At 41.6% G+C, this 21,410-nt stretch carries 19 protein-coding genes; 11 read left to right on the plus strand and 8 right to left on the minus strand.

Going from position 1 to position 21,410, the window contains the following annotated elements; genetic code table 11:
* Positions 1-74: 74 nt before the first annotated feature.
* Both MTF68_RS16520 and MTF68_RS16525 read right to left on the minus strand, forming a co-directional pair.
* Complete coding sequence (locus tag MTF68_RS16520; RefSeq protein WP_248463098.1) at positions 75-1,208, minus strand: PilT/PilU family type 4a pilus ATPase; 1,134 nt, start codon at positions 1,206-1,208, stop codon at positions 75-77.
* A gap of 9 nt (positions 1,209-1,217) precedes the next feature.
* Entirely contained in the window at positions 1,218-2,258 is a 1,041-nt protein-coding gene (locus MTF68_RS16525; RefSeq protein ID WP_004586840.1) for a type IV pilus twitching motility protein PilT, read from the minus strand.
* 2 nt (positions 2,259-2,260) lie between these two features.
* Here MTF68_RS16525 and MTF68_RS16530 point away from each other — a divergent pair, with 2 nt between their 5' ends.
* The 8 genes from MTF68_RS16530 (at position 2,261) to MTF68_RS16565 (ending at position 9,282) form a co-directional block, all read left to right on the plus strand.
* On the plus strand, positions 2,261-2,974 hold the full coding sequence (locus MTF68_RS16530; protein ID WP_282448329.1) for a YggS family pyridoxal phosphate-dependent enzyme: 714 nt from the start codon (positions 2,261-2,263) through the stop codon (positions 2,972-2,974).
* 17 nt (positions 2,975-2,991) lie between these two features.
* Positions 2,992-3,813, plus strand: coding sequence for a pyrroline-5-carboxylate reductase (proC, locus tag MTF68_RS16535; RefSeq protein WP_004586838.1), 822 nt, complete (start codon positions 2,992-2,994; stop codon positions 3,811-3,813).
* A 26-nt stretch (positions 3,814-3,839) separates the two neighbouring features.
* Positions 3,840-4,373, plus strand: a complete 534-nt coding sequence (locus tag MTF68_RS16540) for a YggT family protein (protein WP_248463099.1) — start codon at positions 3,840-3,842, stop codon at positions 4,371-4,373.
* Between the two features lie 57 nt (positions 4,374-4,430).
* Positions 4,431-4,874, plus strand: coding sequence for a DUF4426 domain-containing protein (locus tag MTF68_RS16545; RefSeq protein WP_004586836.1), 444 nt, complete (start codon positions 4,431-4,433; stop codon positions 4,872-4,874).
* A gap of 4 nt (positions 4,875-4,878) precedes the next feature.
* Entirely contained in the window at positions 4,879-5,478 is a 600-nt protein-coding gene (locus MTF68_RS16550; protein ID WP_055254892.1) for an XTP/dITP diphosphatase, read from the plus strand.
* Positions 5,475-6,611, plus strand: coding sequence for a radical SAM family heme chaperone HemW (hemW, locus tag MTF68_RS16555; RefSeq protein ID WP_248463100.1), 1,137 nt, complete (start codon positions 5,475-5,477; stop codon positions 6,609-6,611). The genes MTF68_RS16550 and hemW overlap by 4 nt, the downstream gene beginning before the upstream one ends.
* Before the next feature lie 86 nt (positions 6,612-6,697).
* Positions 6,698-8,530 carry a DUF885 domain-containing protein gene (locus MTF68_RS16560; protein ID WP_248463101.1) on the plus strand — a complete coding sequence of 611 codons (1,833 nt, stop codon included), beginning with the start codon at positions 6,698-6,700 and terminating at the stop codon, positions 8,528-8,530.
* 83 nt (positions 8,531-8,613) lie between these two features.
* Positions 8,614-9,282, plus strand: a complete 669-nt coding sequence (locus tag MTF68_RS16565; RefSeq protein WP_029772393.1) for a hypothetical protein — start codon at positions 8,614-8,616, stop codon at positions 9,280-9,282.
* On the opposite strand, the gene MTF68_RS16570 is transcribed toward MTF68_RS16565, so the two are convergent.
* Entirely contained in the window at positions 9,279-9,995 is a 717-nt protein-coding gene (locus tag MTF68_RS16570; protein ID WP_004586831.1) for an SIMPL domain-containing protein, read from the minus strand. The genes MTF68_RS16565 and MTF68_RS16570 overlap by 4 nt on opposite strands.
* A 114-nt stretch (positions 9,996-10,109) precedes the next feature.
* Here MTF68_RS16570 and MTF68_RS16575 point away from each other — a divergent pair, with 114 nt between their 5' ends.
* Together MTF68_RS16575 and MTF68_RS16580 are read left to right on the plus strand one after the other, a co-directional pair.
* A complete protein-coding gene (locus MTF68_RS16575) occupies positions 10,110-12,782 on the plus strand; it encodes a bifunctional acetate--CoA ligase family protein/GNAT family N-acetyltransferase (RefSeq protein ID WP_096041183.1) in 2,673 nt (890 codons plus the stop codon).
* Entirely contained in the window at positions 12,779-13,726 is a 948-nt protein-coding gene (locus tag MTF68_RS16580) for an ion transporter (protein ID WP_004586829.1), read from the plus strand. Before MTF68_RS16575 ends, MTF68_RS16580 begins: the two co-directional genes overlap by 4 nt.
* A gap of 8 nt (positions 13,727-13,734) precedes the next feature.
* On the opposite strand, the gene MTF68_RS16585 is transcribed toward MTF68_RS16580, so the two are convergent.
* Genes MTF68_RS16585 through MTF68_RS16595 form a run of 3 tightly spaced genes read right to left on the minus strand, consistent with a single transcriptional unit; the run spans position 13,735 to position 18,869 of the window.
* Positions 13,735-18,240 carry an EAL domain-containing protein gene (locus tag MTF68_RS16585; RefSeq protein ID WP_248463102.1) on the minus strand — a complete coding sequence of 1,502 codons (4,506 nt, stop codon included), beginning with the start codon at positions 18,238-18,240 and terminating at the stop codon, positions 13,735-13,737.
* Positions 18,241-18,260: 20 nt separating this feature from the next.
* Positions 18,261-18,662, minus strand: a complete 402-nt coding sequence (locus MTF68_RS16590) for a GNAT family N-acetyltransferase (protein WP_004586827.1) — start codon at positions 18,660-18,662, stop codon at positions 18,261-18,263.
* A gap of 3 nt (positions 18,663-18,665) precedes the next feature.
* A complete protein-coding gene (locus MTF68_RS16595) occupies positions 18,666-18,869 on the minus strand; it encodes a DUF3283 family protein (protein ID WP_004586826.1) in 204 nt (67 codons plus the stop codon).
* Between the two features lie 156 nt (positions 18,870-19,025).
* Between MTF68_RS16595 and MTF68_RS16600 the strand changes: the two genes are divergently transcribed.
* Positions 19,026-19,724, plus strand: coding sequence for a transporter substrate-binding domain-containing protein (locus MTF68_RS16600; protein WP_248463103.1), 699 nt, complete (start codon positions 19,026-19,028; stop codon positions 19,722-19,724).
* Positions 19,725-19,739: 15 nt separating this feature from the next.
* Here MTF68_RS16600 and MTF68_RS16605 read toward each other — a convergent pair whose 3' ends face one another.
* Positions 19,740-19,985, minus strand: a complete 246-nt coding sequence (locus MTF68_RS16605) for a DUF1289 domain-containing protein (RefSeq protein ID WP_004586824.1) — start codon at positions 19,983-19,985, stop codon at positions 19,740-19,742.
* Positions 19,986-20,093: 108 nt separating this feature from the next.
* Positions 20,094-21,233 (minus strand): 1-acyl-sn-glycerol-3-phosphate acyltransferase, encoded by a 1,140-nt coding sequence (locus MTF68_RS16610; protein WP_029774392.1) that lies wholly within the window; start codon positions 21,231-21,233, stop codon positions 20,094-20,096.
* Between the last annotated feature and the right edge of the window lie 177 nt (positions 21,234-21,410).

Consider the following 21,410-nt stretch of genomic DNA (forward strand, 5'->3'; position numbering starts at 1 on the left):
TATAAAACGTTATAAGTAATTTTATCCATAAAAAAAGCGCCCAGCGGCGCTTTTTTTATGGATAAAATACAGTGTTAATTGCTGTTTTTATCATCTAGTCCATCAATGGTTACACCTTGTAAAAATCCTGCACCTTGTTGCTCGTTATTGCGCAGCTTAATCATTAAGCGTAAGTCGTTTGGCGAATCAGCATGATGTAGTGCATCGGCGTAATTAATACGTTGCTGTTTGTATAGCTCAAATAAGGCTTGGTCAAAGGTTTGCATACCCATTTCTTTAGATTTAGACATGGCCTCTTTTATGCCACCAATATCCCCATTTTTAATTAGCTCAGCCACCATGGGTGAGTTTAATAATATTTCAATCGCGGCTACACGCCCTTCCCCATCAGAAGTGGGAATAAGTTGCTGGGCAACAATGGCGCGTAAATTTAGCGCTAAGTCGTACTTAAGCTTGTCGTGTTTTTCTTTAGGCACTAAGTGCATAATACGGTCAATGGCTTGGTTGGCATTATTAGCATGCAATGTAGCCACACATAAGTGACCCGTTTCGGCAAAGCTCAGTGCGTATTCCATGGTTTCTTGCGAGCGTATTTCACCAATTAAAATAACATCGGGAGCTTGGCGTAAAGAGCTTTTAAGTGCCGACTCAAAGCTGTCGGTATCAAGCCCTACTTCACGCTGAGTAATAATACTTTTACGGTGCTCGTGCACAAACTCAATCGGATCTTCAATGGTGAGTATATGGCCACGCTGATGACGATTTCTGTAGCCAATTAAGGCAGCCAGTGAAGTTGATTTACCCGTGCCAGTACCACCAACAAACAGCACTAACCCGCGTTTTGACATAATTACATCGGTGAGTGTAGAGGGCAGCCCTAAATCACTTACATCAGGTATTTGCGTTACAATGCGGCGAATAACCATACCCGCTCTATCGCGCTGCCAAAAAGCCGATATACGAAAACGCCCTTCGTCTGTGGCTATCGCAAAGTTACACTCTTTAGTGGTATGAAATTCGTTTTTTTGTTTATCGCTCATCGCTGACTCTACTAGCGCAAGCGATTGCTCGTCACTTAACTTATCGTCGCTAAGAGCGATAAGCTCACCATTAATTTTTGCACTGACTGGTAATTGACTAGAGACAAATAAATCCGAGCCTTTTTTATCAATCATTATGTGTAAAAAGTGATTTAAAGATAAATTCATAATATGTCCTTAGCCACCAAACTGGGTTTTATCTTGGGCTTTTTCTTTTGCGGCTGCGGTTGTCACAATGCCGTGATTAACTAAATTATTTAAACATTGATCCATGGTTTGCATACCGTGTGATGCACCCGTTTGAATAGATGAATACATTTGTGCAATTTTATCTTCACGAATTAAGTTACGAATCGCCGGTACACCAATCATAATTTCGTGCGCGGCCACGCGTCCACCGCCAATTTTTTTAAGCAGTGTTTGCGAAATAACGGCGCGCAGTGATTCAGAAAGCATTGAGCGCACCATATCTTTTTCTTCACCTGGGAATACATCAATAATACGGTCAATCGTTTTTGGTGCCGAGGTGGTATGTAGCGTACCAAACACTAAGTGGCCGGTTTCTGCGGCGGTCATCGCAAGGCGAATGGTTTCTAAGTCACGTAGCTCACCAACAAGTATTACATCCGGGTCTTCACGCAGCGCGCTGCGCAGTGCATTAGAGAAGCTATGCGTATCTCGGTGTACTTCACGTTGGTTAATAAGACTGAGTTTATTATCGTGTACAAATTCGATAGGATCTTCAATGGTGAGGATATGGTGATGTTTTGTTTGATTTATATAATCGACCATAGCCGCAAGCGTTGTTGATTTACCCGAACCAGTTGGGCCGGTAACCAATACTAAACCACGCGGGTTATCTGATATTGTTTTAAAAATATCTGGCGCACCTAAATCCTCAAGCGTCAGTACATCGCTAGGGATGGTACGAAACACCGCTGCAGGGCCGCGGTTTGAGTTAAATGCGTTAACACGAAATCGAGCAAGGTTAGGCACTTCAAACGAAAAATCCACTTCTAGATTTTGTTCGTAGTCCTTGCGCTGATTATCGTTCATAATGTCGTAAACAAGGCTGTTTACATCTTTGTCTGCAAGTGCAGGTATATTAATGCGGCGAACATCACCATCTACGCGTATCATAGGTGAAACACCTGACGATAAGTGTAAATCAGATGCTTTGTGTTGCACACTAAACGCTAATAATTCGGTAATATCCATTTATGACTCCACAACTAACTGATAAATATATGGTTACAATAGCAGAACGACTCACATCCGCCTACGCTAGAATTGTCAGCGCGGCTAAAAATGCTAAACGTAGTAGCGACGCTATTACGCTGCTAGCAGTATCAAAAACAAAACCAAGCGACGATATTATTGCTGCCTACGAGCATGGCCAGCGCCAATTTGGTGAGTCTTATGTTCAAGAGGCTGTAGATAAAATAGCTCAACTACACACATTTAGCGACATCATTTGGCATTTCATTGGCCCTATTCAATCAAATAAAAGCGCCCTTGTTGCTGCACATTTTGATTGGGTACAAAGCGTAGATAGAATAAAAATAGCTAAGCGTTTAAACAGTCAACGTCCAGAAAACCTAGCCCCTTTAAATGTGCTTATTCAAGTAAATATAAGCGCCGAGAAGGCAAAGTCGGGCTGTAGCGTAGAGCAAATACCCGAACTAGCTGAGTTTATTGACCAATGTGAGCAACTCACTTTGCGTGGTTTAATGGCTATTCCGGCTAAAAGCGACGATCTGAGTGAGCAAAGTCAATCTTTTGAGCAATTACAAACTTGCTTTGATAAACTAAAGGCCCAATATCCTCATATAGATACGTTGTCGATGGGGATGAGCAATGATGTTGAAGCCGCCATTAGCGCAGGTTCAACCATGGTGAGGATCGGCACAGATATTTTTGGAACTCGAACTTAAAAGGTGATAACAGACATATGTCAGATAAAACAATCGCATTTATAGGCACAGGTAACATGAGCTACGCCATTATTGGTGGCATGGTAAAAAACGGTTTTAATGCAAACAACATCATTGCTACAAACCGCAACCAAGAAAAGCTTGCCAAGGTAGCAGACGATTTCAAGGTGAAAACCACCAGCGACAATAACGAAGCCTTACGCGATGCTGATGTCATTGTATTGTCTGTGAAACCACAAATGATGGGCGATTTATGTAAATCGTTTCAAGAATCGGGTATCGACTTTAGTGATAAACTGTTTATTTCGGTAGCGGCTGGCTTAACCGTTAAGCGTTTACGCGAAATGCTTGGCCAAAACGTTAAAATGGTACGTTGTATGCCAAACACGCCATCGCTACTAGGGCGTGGTGTATCGGGTTTATTTGGCGCAGATGAAACAGCCGAAGAGCACGACTTTGTACAACAAGTATTTGAGTGCACAGGTATTGTTGTGTGGGTAGAGCAAGAGTCACAAATTAACGATGTCATTGCTGTGACAGGTTCATCGCCCGCTTACTTTTTCTTATTTATGGAAGCCATTGAAGAAAAAGCGAAAGCACTTGGCTTTAACGATGAAGATGCGCGCCGCTTAGTACAGCAAACTGCGCTAGGTGCAGCCGAAATGGCATTGAGCCAACCAGAAATAAGCATTTCGCAATTACGCGCTAATGTAACTTCTAAAGGCGGCACCACCCATGCTGCGGTTGAGCATTTAAAAGGCGAAGGCCTAGTGCAAACAGTTAGCGATGCAATGGATGCGTGTATTGCGCGTGCAATGCAAATGGAAAAAGAACTTTAAAATTACTTTTTATTGAAGGTTACACTATGAATGCCATGCAATTTTTGATCAGTACCCTGTTTGATTTGTTTTTAATGGTGGTACTACTGCGTTTTTGGCTACAGTGGGCAAAAGCCGACTTTTACAACCCAATGAGCCAATTTGTGGTTAAAGCAACGTCGTTTGCAGTTAACCCGTTACGTAAAATTATACCTGGACTAGGTGGGCTTGATTTAGCCTCTCTATTGCTGGCATTTATTGTAGCCGCTGCCAAAATTAGTACTTTAATGCTGGTGATATACGGCGCATGGTCTGCGCAACCTGTGTTCATACAAGCACTTATTACCGTACTTAAAGAAGGCTTAAACCTTGTATTTTGGGTATTGATTATTCGCGCTATTTTAAGCTGGGTAAGTCAAGGTTATAACCCAATAGAAGCGGTTTTCCATCAGCTTACTGAGCCAATGCTCAAGCCACTTCGTAAAATTATTCCACCAATGGGTGGCTTAGATTTATCGGTGCTTGTACTAATTATTGGTATTCAGTTTTTACAAATGCTGCTAATGGACTTTTTAGCCTAAATTTTTTGTTATAAGCAAAAGAGGCCCTTTGGCCTCTTTTTTATATAGGACATCATAATGAACCGTTTAATTAAGTTTTGCTTTATTAGTTTTTTAGCCTTTGCTTTTAATGCCCACAGTGAAGACATGCAAGGCGCACAGTACAAAGAGCTGGGCCCTTGGCAAGTGCATTACATTGCTTTTCCATCTACCTTTATTCAGCCGCAAATAGCTAAAACATATGGCCTTGAGCGTAGTGGTTATAAAGGCATTGTTAATATTTCAGTACTGAAAAACAATAGCGATAAAACCGCGCAAACCGCTCAGCTCAGCGGCACCGCAAAAAACCTACTCGGCAATAAGCAAGCCCTTACTTTTAAAGAAGTAAAAGAAGGTGAATCAATTTATTACCTTGCGCAAGTAGACTACACCAACGAAGAGATTTTACGTTTTGAGATAAACATCCAGCAAGGTAGTCAGTCTCAAAAACTCACGTTTCAGCAAAAATTTTACGTAGATTAAAAACATGACCAAAACATTAGTGCTTGCCACAGGCAACCCTGGCAAAGTTAACGAGCTGGCCAATATGCTTAGCCCGCTTAATATAAATGTGCTTCCGCAAAGCGATTTTAACGTAGGCGAAGTGGCCGAAACCGGCACCACCTTTGTAGAGAACGCGATAATTAAAGCCCGCCATGCTGCTAAAATTACCGGCATGCCAGCCATTGCAGATGACTCAGGCTTAGAGGTAGATGGCTTAAATGGTGCGCCGGGTGTTTACTCAGCTCGTTTTGCCGGTGAAAGCGCCAGCGATCAAGACAACATAGATAAACTACTTAACGAATTAGCCGATAACCCAAATCGTAAAGCCCGCTTTTGGTGTGTACTGGTATTAATGCGCCACGCCGATGACCCTACCCCACTTATTTGCAGCGCAAGCTGGGAAGGCGAAATTACACAAACCCAAAATGGCGAAGGCGGCTTTGGTTATGACCCAGTATTTTTTGTAGCAGAGCAAAACTGTACCAGTGCCGAGCTCACCAAAGAGCAAAAAAATGCGGTGAGTCATCGCGGCCAAGCACTTAAAAAGTTATTACTAGAGCTACAAAGCAAAGGCGGCCTGTGAACCTTCCACCACTGAGCTTATATGTGCACGTACCTTGGTGCGTGCAAAAATGCCCCTATTGCGATTTTAATAGCCATGGGCAAAAAGGCGACATTCCTGAAGCTGAATATGTTCAGCATTTAATTGACGACTTAAAAGCCGATTTGCACTTGGTGCAAGGGCGTAAAATTCACAGTATTTTTATTGGCGGCGGTACACCAAGCTTATTAACTGGCGATGCATATACCCGCTTATTAAGCGAAGTCAATAACCTAATTGGCCTAAGCGACAACTGCGAAATAACCCTTGAGGCAAATCCTGGTACCGTAGAAACCGGGCGCTTTAAAGAGTACGTTAAAGCGGGTATTAACCGTATTTCTATTGGCGTGCAAAGCATGCAAAACGACAAGTTAAAAGCACTTGGCCGTATTCATGGTGCCGATGAAGCGCACTACGCTGCAGAGCAAGCTAAGCAAGCCGGGTTAAATAGCTTTAACCTTGATTTAATGCATGGCTTACCGGGGCAAAGCCTTGACGATGCGCTGAGCGATTTAAAAAAAATAATTGCTTTAAACCCGCCACATATTTCCTGGTATCAGCTCACTATTGAGCCTAATACACAATTTGCATCCAAGCCGCCAACTTTGCCACAAGATGAAACCCTATGGGATATTCAAGAGCAAGGCCAAGCACTACTTGCTCAAGCCGGTTACATACAATACGAAATATCGGGCTATGCAAAGCCAGGCTTTCAATGCCAACATAACTTGAATTATTGGCGTTTTGGCGATTATCTCGGTATTGGCTGTGGCGCTCATGGTAAGGTGACTGATGCAAAAACCGGCATTATTACCCGTACTGAAAAAATTAAGCATCCGCGCGGTTACATGGATATGCTTAAACCGTACTTGTATAAAAGCTGGCAAGTAGAGCAAGAAGATTTAGCCTTTGAATTTTTTATGAATCGCTTTCGCTTAGTCGAGCCTTGCCCTATTGATGATTACAGTGCGTTGACTAATCAGCCATTGCAAAGCCAACAAGCAGCGTTAACTAAAGCAATAAATGCAGGTTTGTTAATACAAGAAAACGGCCATTGGCAAGTTAGCCTCAAAGGGCATCGTTTTTTAAATGACCTGCTAGAATTGTTCGTGTAGTGGTTTTAACCACGCGCGATAAACATAAAATACAAGCAAATAAATATAATACACCCTAATGGGTTTCTAACAACAAAGGGAAAACAATGCGTAAACTTACCTTTATTGCAGCAGCCGTGAGCGTTGCTATTTTAGCCGGCTGCCAGCAGGCACCACAACAAACAACCCCGGCGCCTGCAGTGCAAGCGCAACCTGTGCAAAGCGAAATCGACAAAGCGAATGCGTTTTTTGAAGATACCTTTAACCGCGATGTAATGAGCAGCCCGGTTTATCAAACTTACATGGGTATTAAAAAAGATTACGATAAATGGGATGACGGCAGCGAAGAGCAAAAACTAAAAGACCTTGCGCAAGCAAAAGAAGACTTAGTTACTTTGAATGCTATCAACCGCGACCTGCTTGATGATGCCACTAAAGTAAGTTACGACTTAAAAAAACAAGACCTAGAAAGCTCGATTGCTGATTTTAAATGGCGTTACCATAACTACCCGGTTAACCAAATGTTTGGTACGCACTCTATGGTGCCTGCGTTTTTAATTAACCAACATTCAATTAGTAATGTTAAAGAAGCTAAAGATTATATTGCGCGTTTAAACGGTGTACCTACTGTATTTGATCAGCTAATTACTGATTTAGAAACCCGTGCTGATAAAGGCATTATTGCGCCTAAATTTGTGTTCCCACATGTTATAGATTCGAGCAAAAACATCATTCATGGTGCGCCGTTTGATAAAGGTGAAGACTCAACCCTATTAGCCGACTTTAAACGTAAAGTAAGCGCTCTTGAAATTAGCCAAAATGAAAAAAATGCCTTAATTAGCGAGGCAACTGATGCATTAAAATCAGCCGTTAAGCCTTCTTACTCTAAGTTAATTAATTACTTAGCACAGTTAGAAAAACGTGCAGATAACCGCGATGGCGCATGGAAACTGCCTGACGGCGAAGCGTTTTACAATAACGCACTTAAGCGCACCACAACAACTGACTTAACCGCTAAAGAAATTCATGCCATTGGCCTTGCTGAAGTAAAACGTATTCATGATGAAATGCGTGAAATTAAAGACAAAGTAGGCTTTAAAGGCGATTTAAAAGCGTTTATGCAGTTTATGAAAACGGATAAACAATTTTATTATGCCAATGACGAGCAAGGTAAACAGCGTTATTTAGATGAAGCCACTGGCCTAATCAACACCATGAAAACTCGCCTAGATGAGTTATTTATTGTTAAGCCAAAGGCTGATCTTAAAGTTAAAGCCGTTGAAGCATTCCGCGAAAAAGCAGCAGGTAAAGCATTTTACCAACAACCTGCACCAGATGGCTCACGCCCTGGTATTTACTACGCAAACCTTTACGACATGGAAGCAATGCCAACGTACCAAATGGAAGCATTAGCGTACCATGAGGGTATTCCGGGTCACCACATGCAAATTGCTATCTCACAAGAGCTTGAAGGTGTGCCTAAGTTTCGTAAGTTTGGTGGCTACACCGCTTACATTGAAGGTTGGGGCTTATACTCAGAGTACATTCCTAAAGAAATGGGCCTTTACTCAGACCCATACTCAGACTTTGGTCGCCTTTCTATGGAATTATGGCGTGCATGTCGCCTAGTGGTTGATACCGGTATTCACGCAATGAAATGGACTCGCCAAGAAGGTATTGATTACTACGTAAATAATACGCCTAACGCCACATCTGACGGTGTTAAAATGGTTGAGCGTCACATTGTAATGCCATCGCAAGCGACGGCTTATAAAGTGGGTATGCTTAAAATTTTAGAGCTGCGTGAAGAGGCTAAAAAGCAACTAGGCGATAAGTTTGATATTCGTCAGTTCCACGACGTTATACTTAAAAATGGCCCTGTACCACTTAACGTATTAGAGAACTTTGTAAACGAGTGGGTAGCAAGTAAAAAAGCTTAATACTTGGTTATAAATAGAAAAAGGTCGCTGATGCGGCCTTTTTTGTTTTATAGTAATAAAAACGCTCAGAGGTAAAGTTAATAATGGATTTAAGCATACAATTACTTAATGCGCGCATTGCTAAGCATCAGCTAGACGAGCTCGATAACGACTTTAAACAGTTAAGCCCTGCTCAGCAAACATTACAGCTAAACCACCTTTACGAAAGTGCTTTGCGCATGAGTATTAAATACGACTTTATGCAAAATGTGGCAACACGTATTTTAACAACCAACACCCCACCAGCACCTTTTATAAACCAATTAACAACGACTGATGCTTTAACGTTTTTTACACCTGCATTAAAAGAAAATAACGGCTTTTTAGCACAAGACGGCCAAGGAAATAATGTGCTGCACAATGTATTTAAACACGCCAATGCTCAAAAGCTGGCGTTTAACTATGTGCGCTCATTAATGCTATTTGAATCTAACGATAATTTAGTAAAAGCCCTTGCACAAACAAATGCTCGTGGCCTTACCCCTGTTGCCTGTTATATCGCCTATGCTGATAAACCTAGCACACCAATAAAGCATGAATTTTCAGCATTATTAGCGCTTATGGAAATAGAGCAAAAACAAAACCCAACCGCTAAGCAGCAACTGGCAAATATATTAAAAGGCGCTGATATAAACGAAACCAGCATTTTACTTAGCGCTGCTTACCTACAGCGCTCAACCGCACAAATTGCCCACTTAGTTAGAGCAATTTAGTCACTTAAGTAATATTCAACACTGGTGACCACCCTCACCTTTTTGATATGTGGCGTATTTGAATCGCGATTGCTAATGCTAAATTGCCCTTGGCGAGCGGATTTTATTTTACCCAGCGTTGAGTTCGAATCTTTAGCAAATTTGTTGGCAACTTCACGGGCTTTTTCTGTAGCCTCTTGCACCATGGCAGGCTTTATATCGTTAAGGCCGGTAAATAAATACTCAACTTTGGTTTCGTAACTATTTTGCACAATGGCAATGCCTTGTTTAGCTAATTGACTCACTTTACTCAGCGCATTTTGTACTTTGTCGGGCGCGTTCGAATACACAATAATATTAGCGCGTACCAAGTAACGAAACTTTTGATTATCGTTAGCGTATTCACGGGCTTGCTTATCAATTATCGACTGGCTACCCGTGCTTATTTCGTCATCATCAAAGCCATGTAGCTTTAAAAATGCAATAACAGCATCGTTTTTTTGCTCAACCCGACTAACCAGTTTTTCTAAGTCGTTGTCTGCATCACTGTATTGCAGCGGCCAAATTACCGTATCGGCGCTAACTTCACGCTCTGCTAACCCTTTAACCTGCACACTACGTTCCATGCTTTTTACATCTACTGCGGCACTTTTAATAATAAAGCCTAATAAAATTAAGCCTATACTTAGGCAAATTGCGGCTATAACGGTGTAAAAACCGGGTGTTTTATTCACAAAAAACTCCTTGATTGATATCAATAATAAGTATCTATGCGCTCGAAATAACACAGCAAACAGGGTACATTGAGACTATAAATAACGCAAAATATAATCAGCCAAGGATATGCCATGAGCTTAAAGCGCATCAGCCAGTTTTTTAATCCGGCCTCGGTAGCCGTTATTGGCGCCTCGAATACCCCCACACGCGCGGGGTTTGTGGTTATGCGCAATTTATTACAAGGTGGGTTTAAAGGGCCAATTATGCCCGTAACCCCTACCCATAGTGCGGTACACGGTGTGCTTGCCTACCCTGATATTGCCGCGCTACCCAAAGTGCCCGACTTAGCCGTTATTTGTACAAATAAAAATACCTTACTGAGCATTATCGAGCAGCTAGGTGAGCTTGGCTGTAAAAGTGCAATTGTGATTGCTGATGGGCTCTCATTGAGCCAAAAAACAGCCTTAAAGCGCGCTGCAAATGCCCATCACGTTACTTTGCTTGGGCCTAACTGTTTAGGGCTGCTCATTCCGCATATTGGCCTTAATGCCAGCTTTTCTCACACAGTTGCAGCACCAGGGAAACTGGCATTTATATCGCAATCCGCAGCGGTGTGTTCCACTATTTTAGATTGGGCTAAAAATAAAGAGATTGGCTTTTCGTATTTTGTTTCGGTCGGTGATTGCCTAGATATCGATTTTGACGAGCTGCTCGATTTTTTAGGCCGCGATGCTAAAACCAAAGCGATTTTGCTCTACATAGATAATATTGAAGATATTCGCGGGTTTATATCGGCAGCACGGGCAGCGGCCTTTAGTAAGCCAGTTATTGCCATTAAAACGGGAAAAACCGGAGCAGGTGCACTGGCTGCTGAAATTCATACTGGTGGCAAGCAAAGTTCAGATGCAGTGTACGATGCGCTTTTTCAACGAGCCGGTATGTTGCGTGTTAGTGATCTGCGCGAACTTTTTGCAGCCACGCAAACACTTGCCATCCACCCAAAATTACTAAAAGTTGAGCAGTTAACCATTTTAACCAACGGCGGCGGCCCGGGGGTTATGGCGGTCGATGAGCTTATTTTAAATTCGGGTAAACTTACCCAGCTTAGCGAGCAAACGCGATCCGCACTCAATCAAGTTATTCCGCAATCGGATACTACATCTAACCCTGTCGATATTTTTGGCGACTCTGCTCCGGCGCGTTACAAGCAAGCATTAGAAATTTTACTTCGCGCCGAAGAAGTTAAAAACTTACTTATTATTCATACCCCTTCGGCACTGGCACCAAGTGAAGACTACGCCGATATGATAGTGCAAACCTTACAAAAAATACCAAAGATGGCGCGCCCTTATGTAATGACCAACTTTATGGGTGAAGATGCGGCTTATGCTGCGAGGCGTGTTTGCTCTAACCACACTATTCCAACCTATCGTACGCCTGAGGGTGCGGTTGGCGCATTTATGCATTTAGTTAGTTATCGTCGTAACCAAAAACATTTAACGCAAACACCCGAATCAAATACCGATGATGCAAAAATAAATAAATCAGCGGCCACTACGCTCATTAACGAATTTTTAGAAGAAGAGCAAAGCTACTTACCCACTCATCAAGCAAGCCAAATTCTTAGTCATTATGGTGTTGAGTGTATTCAAACAGAAGTAGCCTACACGCCCACAGAGGCGCGTGAGCAAGCAATTGAATTAGGCTTTCCGGTAGCGTTAAAGTTGATTAGCCCAAGTATTGCCTCAAAATCAGAAGTAGGGGGTGTGGTTCTTAACTTAAACGATGCAAACGAGGTTGAGCAAACCGCCTTTGCCATGCTGATACGAATTAAAAACACCTATCCAGATGCTGTTATTGAAGGGTTTTCATTGCAAAAAATGGCGCCGCGTGCCGGCGCTAATGAGCTGCGAATTGCCATTAAAACTGAGCCTAATTTTGGCCCTGTTATATTACTTGGTGAAGCGGGTAATGGGTTAGAGTATGCCCAAGCAGCCGTTGCTTTGCCGCCGCTTAATATGAACTTAGCTAAATACCTCATTGCAGCAGCAAACGATAAAGGCGTATTAAAAGATCGCATTTTGCCAGAAAAAGTCGATAAATATCGCTTATGCGCCCTGCTCACACGTATATCTCAACTTGTTGTCGATCAGCCCGATATAAGTGCCATGGAACTTAATCCTATTTTAGCCAGCAATGGGCAATTTTTAGTGCTTGATGCCACTATTAGTGTTAATCGCTATCAGGCACGCAGCGATCGTAAACGTTTATGTATTCGCCCTTACCCTATTGATCTTGTAGAAGAAGTAACCCTTAAAAATAATACACGAGCTACATTAAGGCCTATTCGCCCAGAGGATGAAAAAGCCCACCAAGAGTTTGATCAATCACTCAATAAAGAAGATCGTTACAAACGCTTTTTTGGTGAGCTGCCCCAGTTTAACCACGACCAGCTCGCAAAAATGACACAAATAGATTACGACCGAGAAATGGCCTTTATTGTATGCCAGCGCTTTGAAGGTAAAAGCCGTACCCTAGGTGTAGCACGCGTTATTATGGACCCTGATAATTTACATGCTGAGTTTGCAACCGTGGTTCGCTCTGACTACCAAGGCTTAGGTCTTGGCAGGCTACTTATGAGCGCTGCAATAAATCATTGTAAGCGCCAAGGCGTAGAAGTAATTGAAGGCATAACACTGCCTGAGAACACCGGCATGATTGAGCTTGCCCGTAAGTTAGGTTTTACAATTAGCCGTGATTTTGAAGAAGGCAGTATTAATATGCTGTTAAAGCTAAACACATGAGCAGTACAGCAAGACAAACGTTAGCGCAGGTATTTGAAGGGACTGGCGATTACCGAAAAGCGGGGCATATACTCGACACCGCGCTGATTGCTTTAATTATGCTTAACGTTATTGCCATTGTGTTGGAATCAGTACCGAGTATAAACAAAGTATATTACCCGCAGTTTTTACTATTAGAGGTTATTTCGGTGGCTATTTTTAGCCTTGAATACCTTGCAAGGCTTTGGGCCTGTGTCGATAAAAGCAAATACGCAGCTATAAAAGGTTCAAACGCAAAACGCCGGCTGCATTACTTTTTATCACCTTTGGCTCTTATCGATTTAATAGCCATTTTACCCAGCTTGTTAATGTTTGTGTTTCCTCTGGATTTGCGTTTTTTACGTGTATTAAGGCTGTTAAGAGTATTTAAACTTACTCGTTATTCACGTGCAATGCAGTTGTTATTACAAGCATTTAAAGACGAAGCGAGCTCGTTACTGGCCGCGTTTTTTATTATGTCGGTACTGCTAATACTTGCCTCCTGCGGTATTTATTTATTGGAGCACGATATTCAGCCAGATAAATTTGGCTCTATTCCTGCGGCTATGTGGTGGGCTATGGCGACCCTCACTACGGTTGGGTATGGTGATGTTGTACCGCTAACGCCACTTGGTAAACTATTTGGTGGCGTAGTCACTTTGGTGAGCATGGGAATGGTGGCAATTCCTACAGGCTTGCTTGCCTCAAGTTTTTCGGAGCAAATACGTAAACGCCGGCAATTTTTTGAAGATGCCGTACATGAGCAAATTCACCAAGGCAGTTTAGATGACTCACAGCGTTTGCACTTAGAGGAGCTGCGCTACAAACTAGGTTTAAGTAAGCTTGAGGCCAATAAAGCAATTAAAACGCAGCTTAATCAACGCAACAGCCATTTATTTTGCCGCCACTGTGGTAAACGCCAATAAGCTTATTTTTACTGGTTAAATATGTTGCCCCAATCTTGTTTGATCAGTGCGGGAACAGCTTCTTTAGGTACTGGCTTACTAAATAAATAGCCCTGAAAATGCTTACACCCTAACTGCTTTAAAAACTGCAGCTGTTGTTTGTTTTCAATGCCCTCTGCCACACACTCTTTACCTAAGCTATGAGCTAAGGTAAGCGTTGATTGAATAATGGCTTCATCATCCGAGTCCACGCCAATATCTTGCACAAAACTTCTATCTATTTTTAGTACATCGATAGGAAAACGCTTTAAATACGTTAATGAGGCATAGCCTGTTCCAAAGTCATCCATGTAGAGTTTACAGCCAAGCTTTTTCAGCATTTCCATACTGTGCAGCGCATGTTTAGAGTCGCGCATTAAAATAGACTCGGTGATTTCAAACACTATGGCTTCTGAGGGCACATTAGCGTGGCTCAGCGCTTTATGTATGTCGGTTACAAGCTCTTCGTATTCAAAATCAAGTGCAGAGAGGTTTATCGACAAGTACAGCTGAGGTGAAACCTCACGCCATTGTTTAAGCGCTTGCAACGCACGGGCAAAGGTTTGCAGCATAATTTTTGTTATTAACCCTATGCTCTCAGCCGCTAAAGAAAACTCTTGCGTGGGCACTAAAGTGTTTTCTGGCCAGCGTAACAGCACTTCAAAACCTTCGGTTTTTTGAGTGTGCGCATTCACTATAGGCTGGTAGTAATTGCAAAACTCTTGCTCTTGATACGCTTTAGTTAGCAAAGACTCTAAATGCAGGGCTTTTTGTACATGCTGATTCATCTCCTGCTTGTAAAACTTATAACTGCTTTCGAGCGACTCTTTTGCATGGTACAAAGCTATACTGGCAGCTTTTAACAGCGCTGCATGATCTGCAGCGTCATCAGGCGCTATTGCTACACCAATACTTAAATTAACGTTTACCACCTGGCCATTAAATTCCATATTTTGGCTTACAGAATCTATTAATTTAGAGCAAATAAGCAATACTTCTTCAATTTGCTGCACATCTTCCACCAGCACCACAAATTCATCGCCACCAAAGCGCGCAACACTTGCAGAAGGACGCAAGGAGCGCTTAATACGCTTAGCCACTTGCTTTATTAGCTCATCAGCCGCTTCACGTCCAAATGAGTCGTTAAAGTATTTAAACCGCTTAATGTTTATGTGCAGCATAGCTACTTTACATTGATGATTTTGCGCTTGCTCAATCGCATGCTCAACCCTGTCGTTAAACAGCATACGGTTAGGCAAACCGGTTAATGAGTCATAGTTGGCTAAAATATGAAGCTCATTTTCAGCCAATTTTTGCGCATGAATGTCGGTTAAAATAATAACGTAGCTGCTTAAACGGTGTTCAGTGTCGGCCACTGCACTTATTTTTACTAACACATGGCGCTCCTCACCACTGGCAAGGGTGACTAAGTCTTCACAGGAAAAATGCTCACCCACATTCAGCTTTTGCATTATCCGTAAGTAGTCAAAACGATTACTTCGCGATATGCCTAAATTAAGGGCGCGGCTAGAGCGTGGCTCACTAGGAAAGTTAAAGGCCGTTTGCAACGATTTGTTAGAGGCGCGAACCGTAAAGTTTTTATCAAGAATAAATACCCAATCACGGGTTTGCTCAAACGCAGCGGTAAATAAACGGGCATGCTCTTCAAACACCATTTCGCGGGTCATATTGGTGTAAGTACCCGCTACTTTTTTAGGAAGTTGTCCGCTCCATTCCACTACTTTGCCAAAGTCTTTATACCAACGCCAATAGCCTTTAGCGTGGCGCAAACGATAAGTGCAATTAAAGTAGCCTTTATCGGTTGATAAGAATTCTAACCATTCTAATCTGAAAAGCGCTTTATCTTGAGGGTGAATTTTAGCTAGGTAATCATCTAGGCTCACGCTTTCTTGATCATACCCCAGTTCATTACATAAGCGCGGCTGGTAAATACTACTCGATGTAGACTGCCAATCCCACATGCCCGACTCGCTACCCTCTAAGGCTAGTTTTAATCGCGCTTCACTTTCTTTACTTTCTTTATTAGCGGCCAGTAATATGCGCTGAATTTTGTTGCGGCGCATTACCCAAAAAGCAATAAATGCGATAAACAAAACACCATAAAGCACCATAAAATATGGCGCTCGCCACAGGGGATACTTAACACGAATTTTTAGCACTGCAGGCGGCGTGTACTCGCCGGTTAACGGATCTTTAGCCCATACTTTGAGCTGGTAATTACCTGGATTTAATTTAGGGAATAACACCCGATTATTATTCCGGGTGTAGGTTTTTTGGCCGTTATCGAGCTGATACTCATAAATTATGCGCTCTTGATAGCTAAACGCCATCGCTGAAAACGCCACCTCTAAACCGATATCATCATGGTTGAGGACTATTTCATTTAATGGCTGTTTTAAATCGATAGATAAGTCGCGCGACATTAAATCAACTCGCGTTATATTTACATGATCAATTAATGAGTGGTAATTTTGATTTTCCATCGGATGAAAATATGTAATGCCCTTTAAGCTGCCATAGGCAATGCGGCCATCGCTTAAATGCGCCATGGCACTGCTGTTAAACTCAGCAGAAAGCAGCCCCTCAGATGTAGTAAACTGCTGAAAATGAAGTGTCTCTGGGTTTAGTCGCCATATGCCTTTATGGCTGCTCATCCAAATCATGCCATTATCATCAAGCACCATGTCATAAAGTAAGGTACCTAACTTATTTTTTTCTAAGTCAATCGTGTGTACCAATTTGTAACTGGCTGCATCAAGCCCAATCAGGCCAAAATTAGATAGTGAAATCCATAAAATATTGTTGTTATCGACCACGTAAGAAAGCACATTAATAGCCACGTTATCGTGCTGTTTTGGCACTTTATAAATGGTGTTTAATGCTAATGTGGTTGGGTTTACCTGATATAAAATACCCGCATTAAAAAACAGGGGCATATCAGGCTTGGTTGCCAGCGCTGGCGAAAAACCATGCGCCAAAAACGGCTCTATTTTGCTAAAGGCCCCTTCTAATCGGGTGATCTGCTGAGTATCAATATTATATACAAACATACCGTGATCTGAGTGCACGTAGTACAAATCACCGTTAGGCATTAAGGTTACGCCGTGTACCCAGCCTTCTATGTAGGCTCTATTGTTGGGGTTTGTTATTGTTGGCTCGTTAATTTGATGCGTTATGGGGTCAAACTCAAACAGCCCACGGTTTGTATGTAACCAAAGCTTTTGCTTATAAGGAATAATTTCATACACGCTAAATTCGGTAGTCAGTAAGTCTACTTTGTGGTTTTTTAAGTAAACTTGGCTGGTGTTAGTGGCTAAATCAATTTCGGTTAAGCCATTATGCGTTGCCAGCCATAGGCTGTTGCCATACTCCGTAATGCCCCAAACCGAAGGATGAGAAAGGCCATCGCCACCCAGTTTACTACCATCTATATTGCTAAAGTGATAGGTATTATTAGACAGATAAAATGCACCATCGGTTTTAGTAGCGAGCCAATACCCTCCCGATTTATCTTTTACCATGTCTATCATACTGGTATCAGATAGGCTGTATTTACTTTGCGTAATCCGTGTGTTTTTTACCAACTCTTTGCTATTTAAATCAAATTTAAAGAGCCCTTTATTAGTCGCCAGATCTAGCTTTTCGCCTTCGTTGATGATGCGCCATACATTTAAATCGGCAATAACGGCTTGGTTTTTAAATGCTATGTCGGGGCGTTCAAACATGCCTGGCAAGTCGCTAATATCAACTTGATACAAGCCTTTAACGGTGCCTACTAACAACTGATTATTTTCAATAACCGAAAACGATTTAACGTTGTTTTGATAAATATGCTCAGCTTTGCTTTTTAAATGCTGCAGCGGCCTAATTTGCTCAGAGGCGATATCAAATACAAACGCCCCATGGCTTGTGCCTATAAAAATATACCCATTGTAATGAAAAAGCTCTCTGACTAAGGTGTTTTCGTATTCTTTAGGCAGCTCAAATAGGCTGGTTATTTTACCTGTTTCAATATCTAATTTAGCAAAGTCGCGACCACGCCCAATCCATAAGGTTTTGTCATCAACCGCTGCCATACTAAATACCGACTGGCTTAAAATTTGTTTTTCGCTGGTTGGTTGAGAAATAAATTGCTGGTAGGTGTCGGTACTTGGGTCGTATTTAAATAAGCCGGCAAGTAACGAGGCTATCCAAATATTGCCTGCGGGGTCTTGGTAAATACAGTCAATTATGGCTTCTTCAAGCTCGCCATTAGGGCCATTAATTGAAACAACTTGATAACCATCATAACGGTTTAACCCCCCTTCGGTAGAGAGCCATAGGTAACCGTTATCATCAAGCAGCATAGTGTTCACATAGCTTTGCGACAGGCCTTCACTGGGGGATAAACGTTTAACCTGTGCGCCAACATGGCAACTAAATATAGCGATTAAAGCTATACAGCAACTAATGATCCAATGAACGCCTTTACTCATGGCTTGATCCGTTGTTTTTGTTATAAGTATTCGAGAGCGACTATATTTCGATGCGTATAAATATCAAAAAGTGCTTTTAAACCAGGAGTATATGTTAATACTTGGTTAAAACCAAGACTCGTATATAAAGCTGTAATATTTTTATAAGCAAAGGTGTAAAGCGGCATGCTTTGCTGTTTTATAGCGGCGCATACAAGTTGCTTTGCCAGCCCTTTTGCACGGTGCTGCGGGGCAACAAATACGGTCGATAAAAATAAAAAGTCGTGTTTATTTTGTATTCGACACGCCGCAACTATCTGCATTTCACTGTAAACAACCCAAACCTGATCTTGCTTATTAGCACGTCCTCTTACGCTATACAGTGCATAAAACTTATTAACTAATGGAATCTTAAGTGTGTCTAACTTTTGTACTGTGTACATATATTAGCTTAGCATTAACGCCAAATACTGCTCAAACTGTTGCTTTAAAAACGTTTGCTCTGCCACTGGGCGGCTATGAATCGTGTTATAAACTTGCTCACGTGTTTTTTTATTACGTTTAATTTGATAAGCCCAAAATGAGGCTTCGTAATCTAATTGAATCTGGTATTTTTGCTCTCGGGGTAAAGCACATAAATTAAAACTCACAACCACTCCTAAGTACGGTTAGTTATCCGCATTTATTATACGTATATTTGAACCCATTTACTGTTTTAAAAGCAACAAACATGGGCAAAAACCAGACTATTTTGGTACTATTCACTGCGATCATTTGCCCTGTCCTCATTTTAAACGGAAGTAACCTTGCAGATACAGCTCAATGCTTTTATTTTATTAGTCGTTTTATTTTTTAGTAAAATTACACTCGCCAATCACAATAGCGTTATATTTAACCGCCCGGCCGACTCAGCTCAAGCAAGCTATGCGCTCGCTTTACTCACATTAGCCTATAAAGAACTTAATTATGAAGTACACATAATTGATTTTAATCGCCAAAATGCCCTATTAGCAGCCAATAATGGGGTGTTAGATGGCCAACTTGGCCGCGATATAAGTATAGAGGCGGACAATAAAAACCTGATCAGAATTAACTACCCACTGTTTGACTATAAGCTTTTACTGTTTAAAAACTGCCAACCCAATACACTCGATAAGCTCGATAGTATTGCGGTTTTGTCAGGCTATCCAGTTCAGCACCATTACTTAAATGAGCATAAGTTTAACGGCAATATTATTGAAGTAAAAAATATTACGACCCAACTTAACCTACTAGCCCAGCATAAAGTTGATGGGGCAATTATGCTCGACTTTGTGCTTAAAGCCGATAACTTTTCCCTGCCAGAGACCTGTATGCAAACCCAGCTGCTAAGTACATTTTCGCTCTATCACTATGTACATAAAAAGCACGCAGCTTTGGTAAGTAAATTATTGAATGCTTTAAATAAACTACACGATAACGGCACTAGTCGCGCATTGCGCGCAAAATACAATTTAAAACTCTAGCATGTACAGCAAGGTTTAAAATTCAAAGCCTTGTTGTTTATCTAAAGTGGCTTGTGATTGCGCAGCTTGGCGTTTTTGTAAATACCGTTTGTAACGTTGTTGGCACAAGCTAAGTACTTTCTTTTTTTGCGCATTGCTTAACGCGTTCCAATTAAAGCGCTCATCCCGGCTTCGGTAGCAGCCTTTGCAATAACCTCGGTTGTTTACTTGGCAAATACTTTTACAGGGGCTTGGAATATCAAATATTTCAATTTGTTGCATTGCGCCCCCTAAGTAGATTAATTGCTTTGTATGAGTATAGCGTTATTTATGCACAAAAAAAAAGCAGCGTTTACGCTGCTTTATTACGCTATTTGCCAACGCAGCTGCCTAATGGCTTTGCTCACATACTTTGTTTGTGATTTCAGTTTTGCGTTGAAATGGCTTTGCATACATAGCTAAAACAAGTGGCTTTAGCTCTTCTGGCACTAAGGCTAAACGCTGCTCAAAAGTGGCGGTATCGGGCTCATCAATAACTGCTTGCTTGCACCCACCGGCAATGTAATTTCCTGGGTGTAAGTAAAAAGACTCAACAATGTGCTTATCAATTGTTTGCGCCAGCTCATCAGCATCATCGCAGCCGCTTTCAACCGGTTGTCCAAATGCTAAGTGTACATGCCCTTTAGCAGAGCTAAATCCTTCAACAATACTTGCTATGTCTTCGCCTGCTGATTTTACGTATTCACCGTGCTGCTGTTTATGATAAAGCTCTTTTGCTTTAGAAATTGCACAAGGCTCATACTGATAGGAAATAGACACCGGAACAATTTTTAACTCTTTAATGTACTCGCCAAATTCTTTCTTTTGTTTACGACCATTAAGTTGCAGCATTTTTAAAAGTGCCGGATCTGTTTGATCAAAGCCGTCTTTTGCACGCCCTTCTTTTTGCGCAATCCAAATAGAATTTCCTGCTGTTAACGAGTCATAAATATACGACGACAACTGCGTAAGCGCCTTAAGCATCTCTTTAGGTGCTTTGGCTGAGCGCTTAACGATAAAGCTTTTATTTAAGCGCATCAGCTCGGTTATATACGGTATTTGCAATAAGTTATCACCAATTGCTATACGCACCGTCTTCATTTTATGTTGATACAAACCCCAATTAACAAGTGCAGGGTCCAGCACTATGTCGCGGTGGTTTGATATAAATAAATACGCCTGCTGCGGGTCTAATTTGTCTAAACCCGAAAAGGTAACTTTTGAGGTAGTGCGTTTTATAAGTTTATCTAAATACTTTGCAACTTCGTTTTGTACATCTTCAACGCTCGTAAATTTACCCCATTTTTTTCGTAACTGGCTTCTCACCAGTGTACGAGCAATAAAAGGCATAGCGGATATAAAGCGCGGTAAGTTGTACTTTGCTATTACATCTATAAACGCATTATCGTTAATTAAACGCGCTAGCGAGGCCGCAACTTCATCGTCGTTGTAAGGTCTTATGTCTGCGTACTTATCTTCTAATTCACTCATTACTGCATCTACAATGTTAAAAAAACGGCACGCAAAACGTACCGTTTATATATAATTTTGATTATAACTCAGCCACTCTTAAATAAGAAATAGCCATTTGGTTATGCTTATTTGCGAGCCATTTCAGTCTATGACCACACAAAAAGGGGTTGGTGCATTGTTTTTTAGTTTTATCAA

It is taken from the genome of Pseudoalteromonas sp. 2CM37A, assembly GCF_023161885.1.
Taxonomy (GTDB): Bacteria; Pseudomonadota; Gammaproteobacteria; order Enterobacterales; family Alteromonadaceae; genus Pseudoalteromonas; species Pseudoalteromonas atlantica.

Coding starts and splice junctions, on each gene's coding strand:
- MTF68_RS16550 (WP_055254892.1), top strand. CDS start 4,879: ATGACCAAAACATTAGTGCTTGCCACAGGCAACCCTGGCAAAGTTAAC.
- MTF68_RS16520 (WP_248463098.1), bottom strand. CDS start 1,208: ATGAATTTATCTTTAAATCACTTTTTACACATAATGATTGATAAAAAA.
- MTF68_RS16585 (WP_248463102.1), bottom strand. CDS start 18,240: ATGAGTAAAGGCGTTCATTGGATCATTAGTTGCTGTATAGCTTTAATC.
- proC (WP_004586838.1), top strand. CDS start 2,992: ATGTCAGATAAAACAATCGCATTTATAGGCACAGGTAACATGAGCTAC.
- MTF68_RS16605 (WP_004586824.1), bottom strand. CDS start 19,985: ATGCAACAAATTGAAATATTTGATATTCCAAGCCCCTGTAAAAGTATT.
- MTF68_RS16580 (WP_004586829.1), top strand. CDS start 12,779: ATGAGCAGTACAGCAAGACAAACGTTAGCGCAGGTATTTGAAGGGACT.
- MTF68_RS16575 (WP_096041183.1), top strand. CDS start 10,110: ATGAGCTTAAAGCGCATCAGCCAGTTTTTTAATCCGGCCTCGGTAGCC.
- MTF68_RS16560 (WP_248463101.1), top strand. CDS start 6,698: ATGCGTAAACTTACCTTTATTGCAGCAGCCGTGAGCGTTGCTATTTTA.
- MTF68_RS16530 (WP_282448329.1), top strand. CDS start 2,261: ATGACTCCACAACTAACTGATAAATATATGGTTACAATAGCAGAACGA.
- MTF68_RS16610 (WP_029774392.1), bottom strand. CDS start 21,233: ATGAGTGAATTAGAAGATAAGTACGCAGACATAAGACCTTACAACGAC.
- MTF68_RS16545 (WP_004586836.1), top strand. CDS start 4,431: ATGAACCGTTTAATTAAGTTTTGCTTTATTAGTTTTTTAGCCTTTGCT.
- MTF68_RS16565 (WP_029772393.1), top strand. CDS start 8,614: ATGGATTTAAGCATACAATTACTTAATGCGCGCATTGCTAAGCATCAG.
- MTF68_RS16540 (WP_248463099.1), top strand. CDS start 3,840: ATGAATGCCATGCAATTTTTGATCAGTACCCTGTTTGATTTGTTTTTA.
- MTF68_RS16525 (WP_004586840.1), bottom strand. CDS start 2,258: ATGGATATTACCGAATTATTAGCGTTTAGTGTGCAACACAAAGCATCT.
- MTF68_RS16590 (WP_004586827.1), bottom strand. CDS start 18,662: ATGTACACAGTACAAAAGTTAGACACACTTAAGATTCCATTAGTTAAT.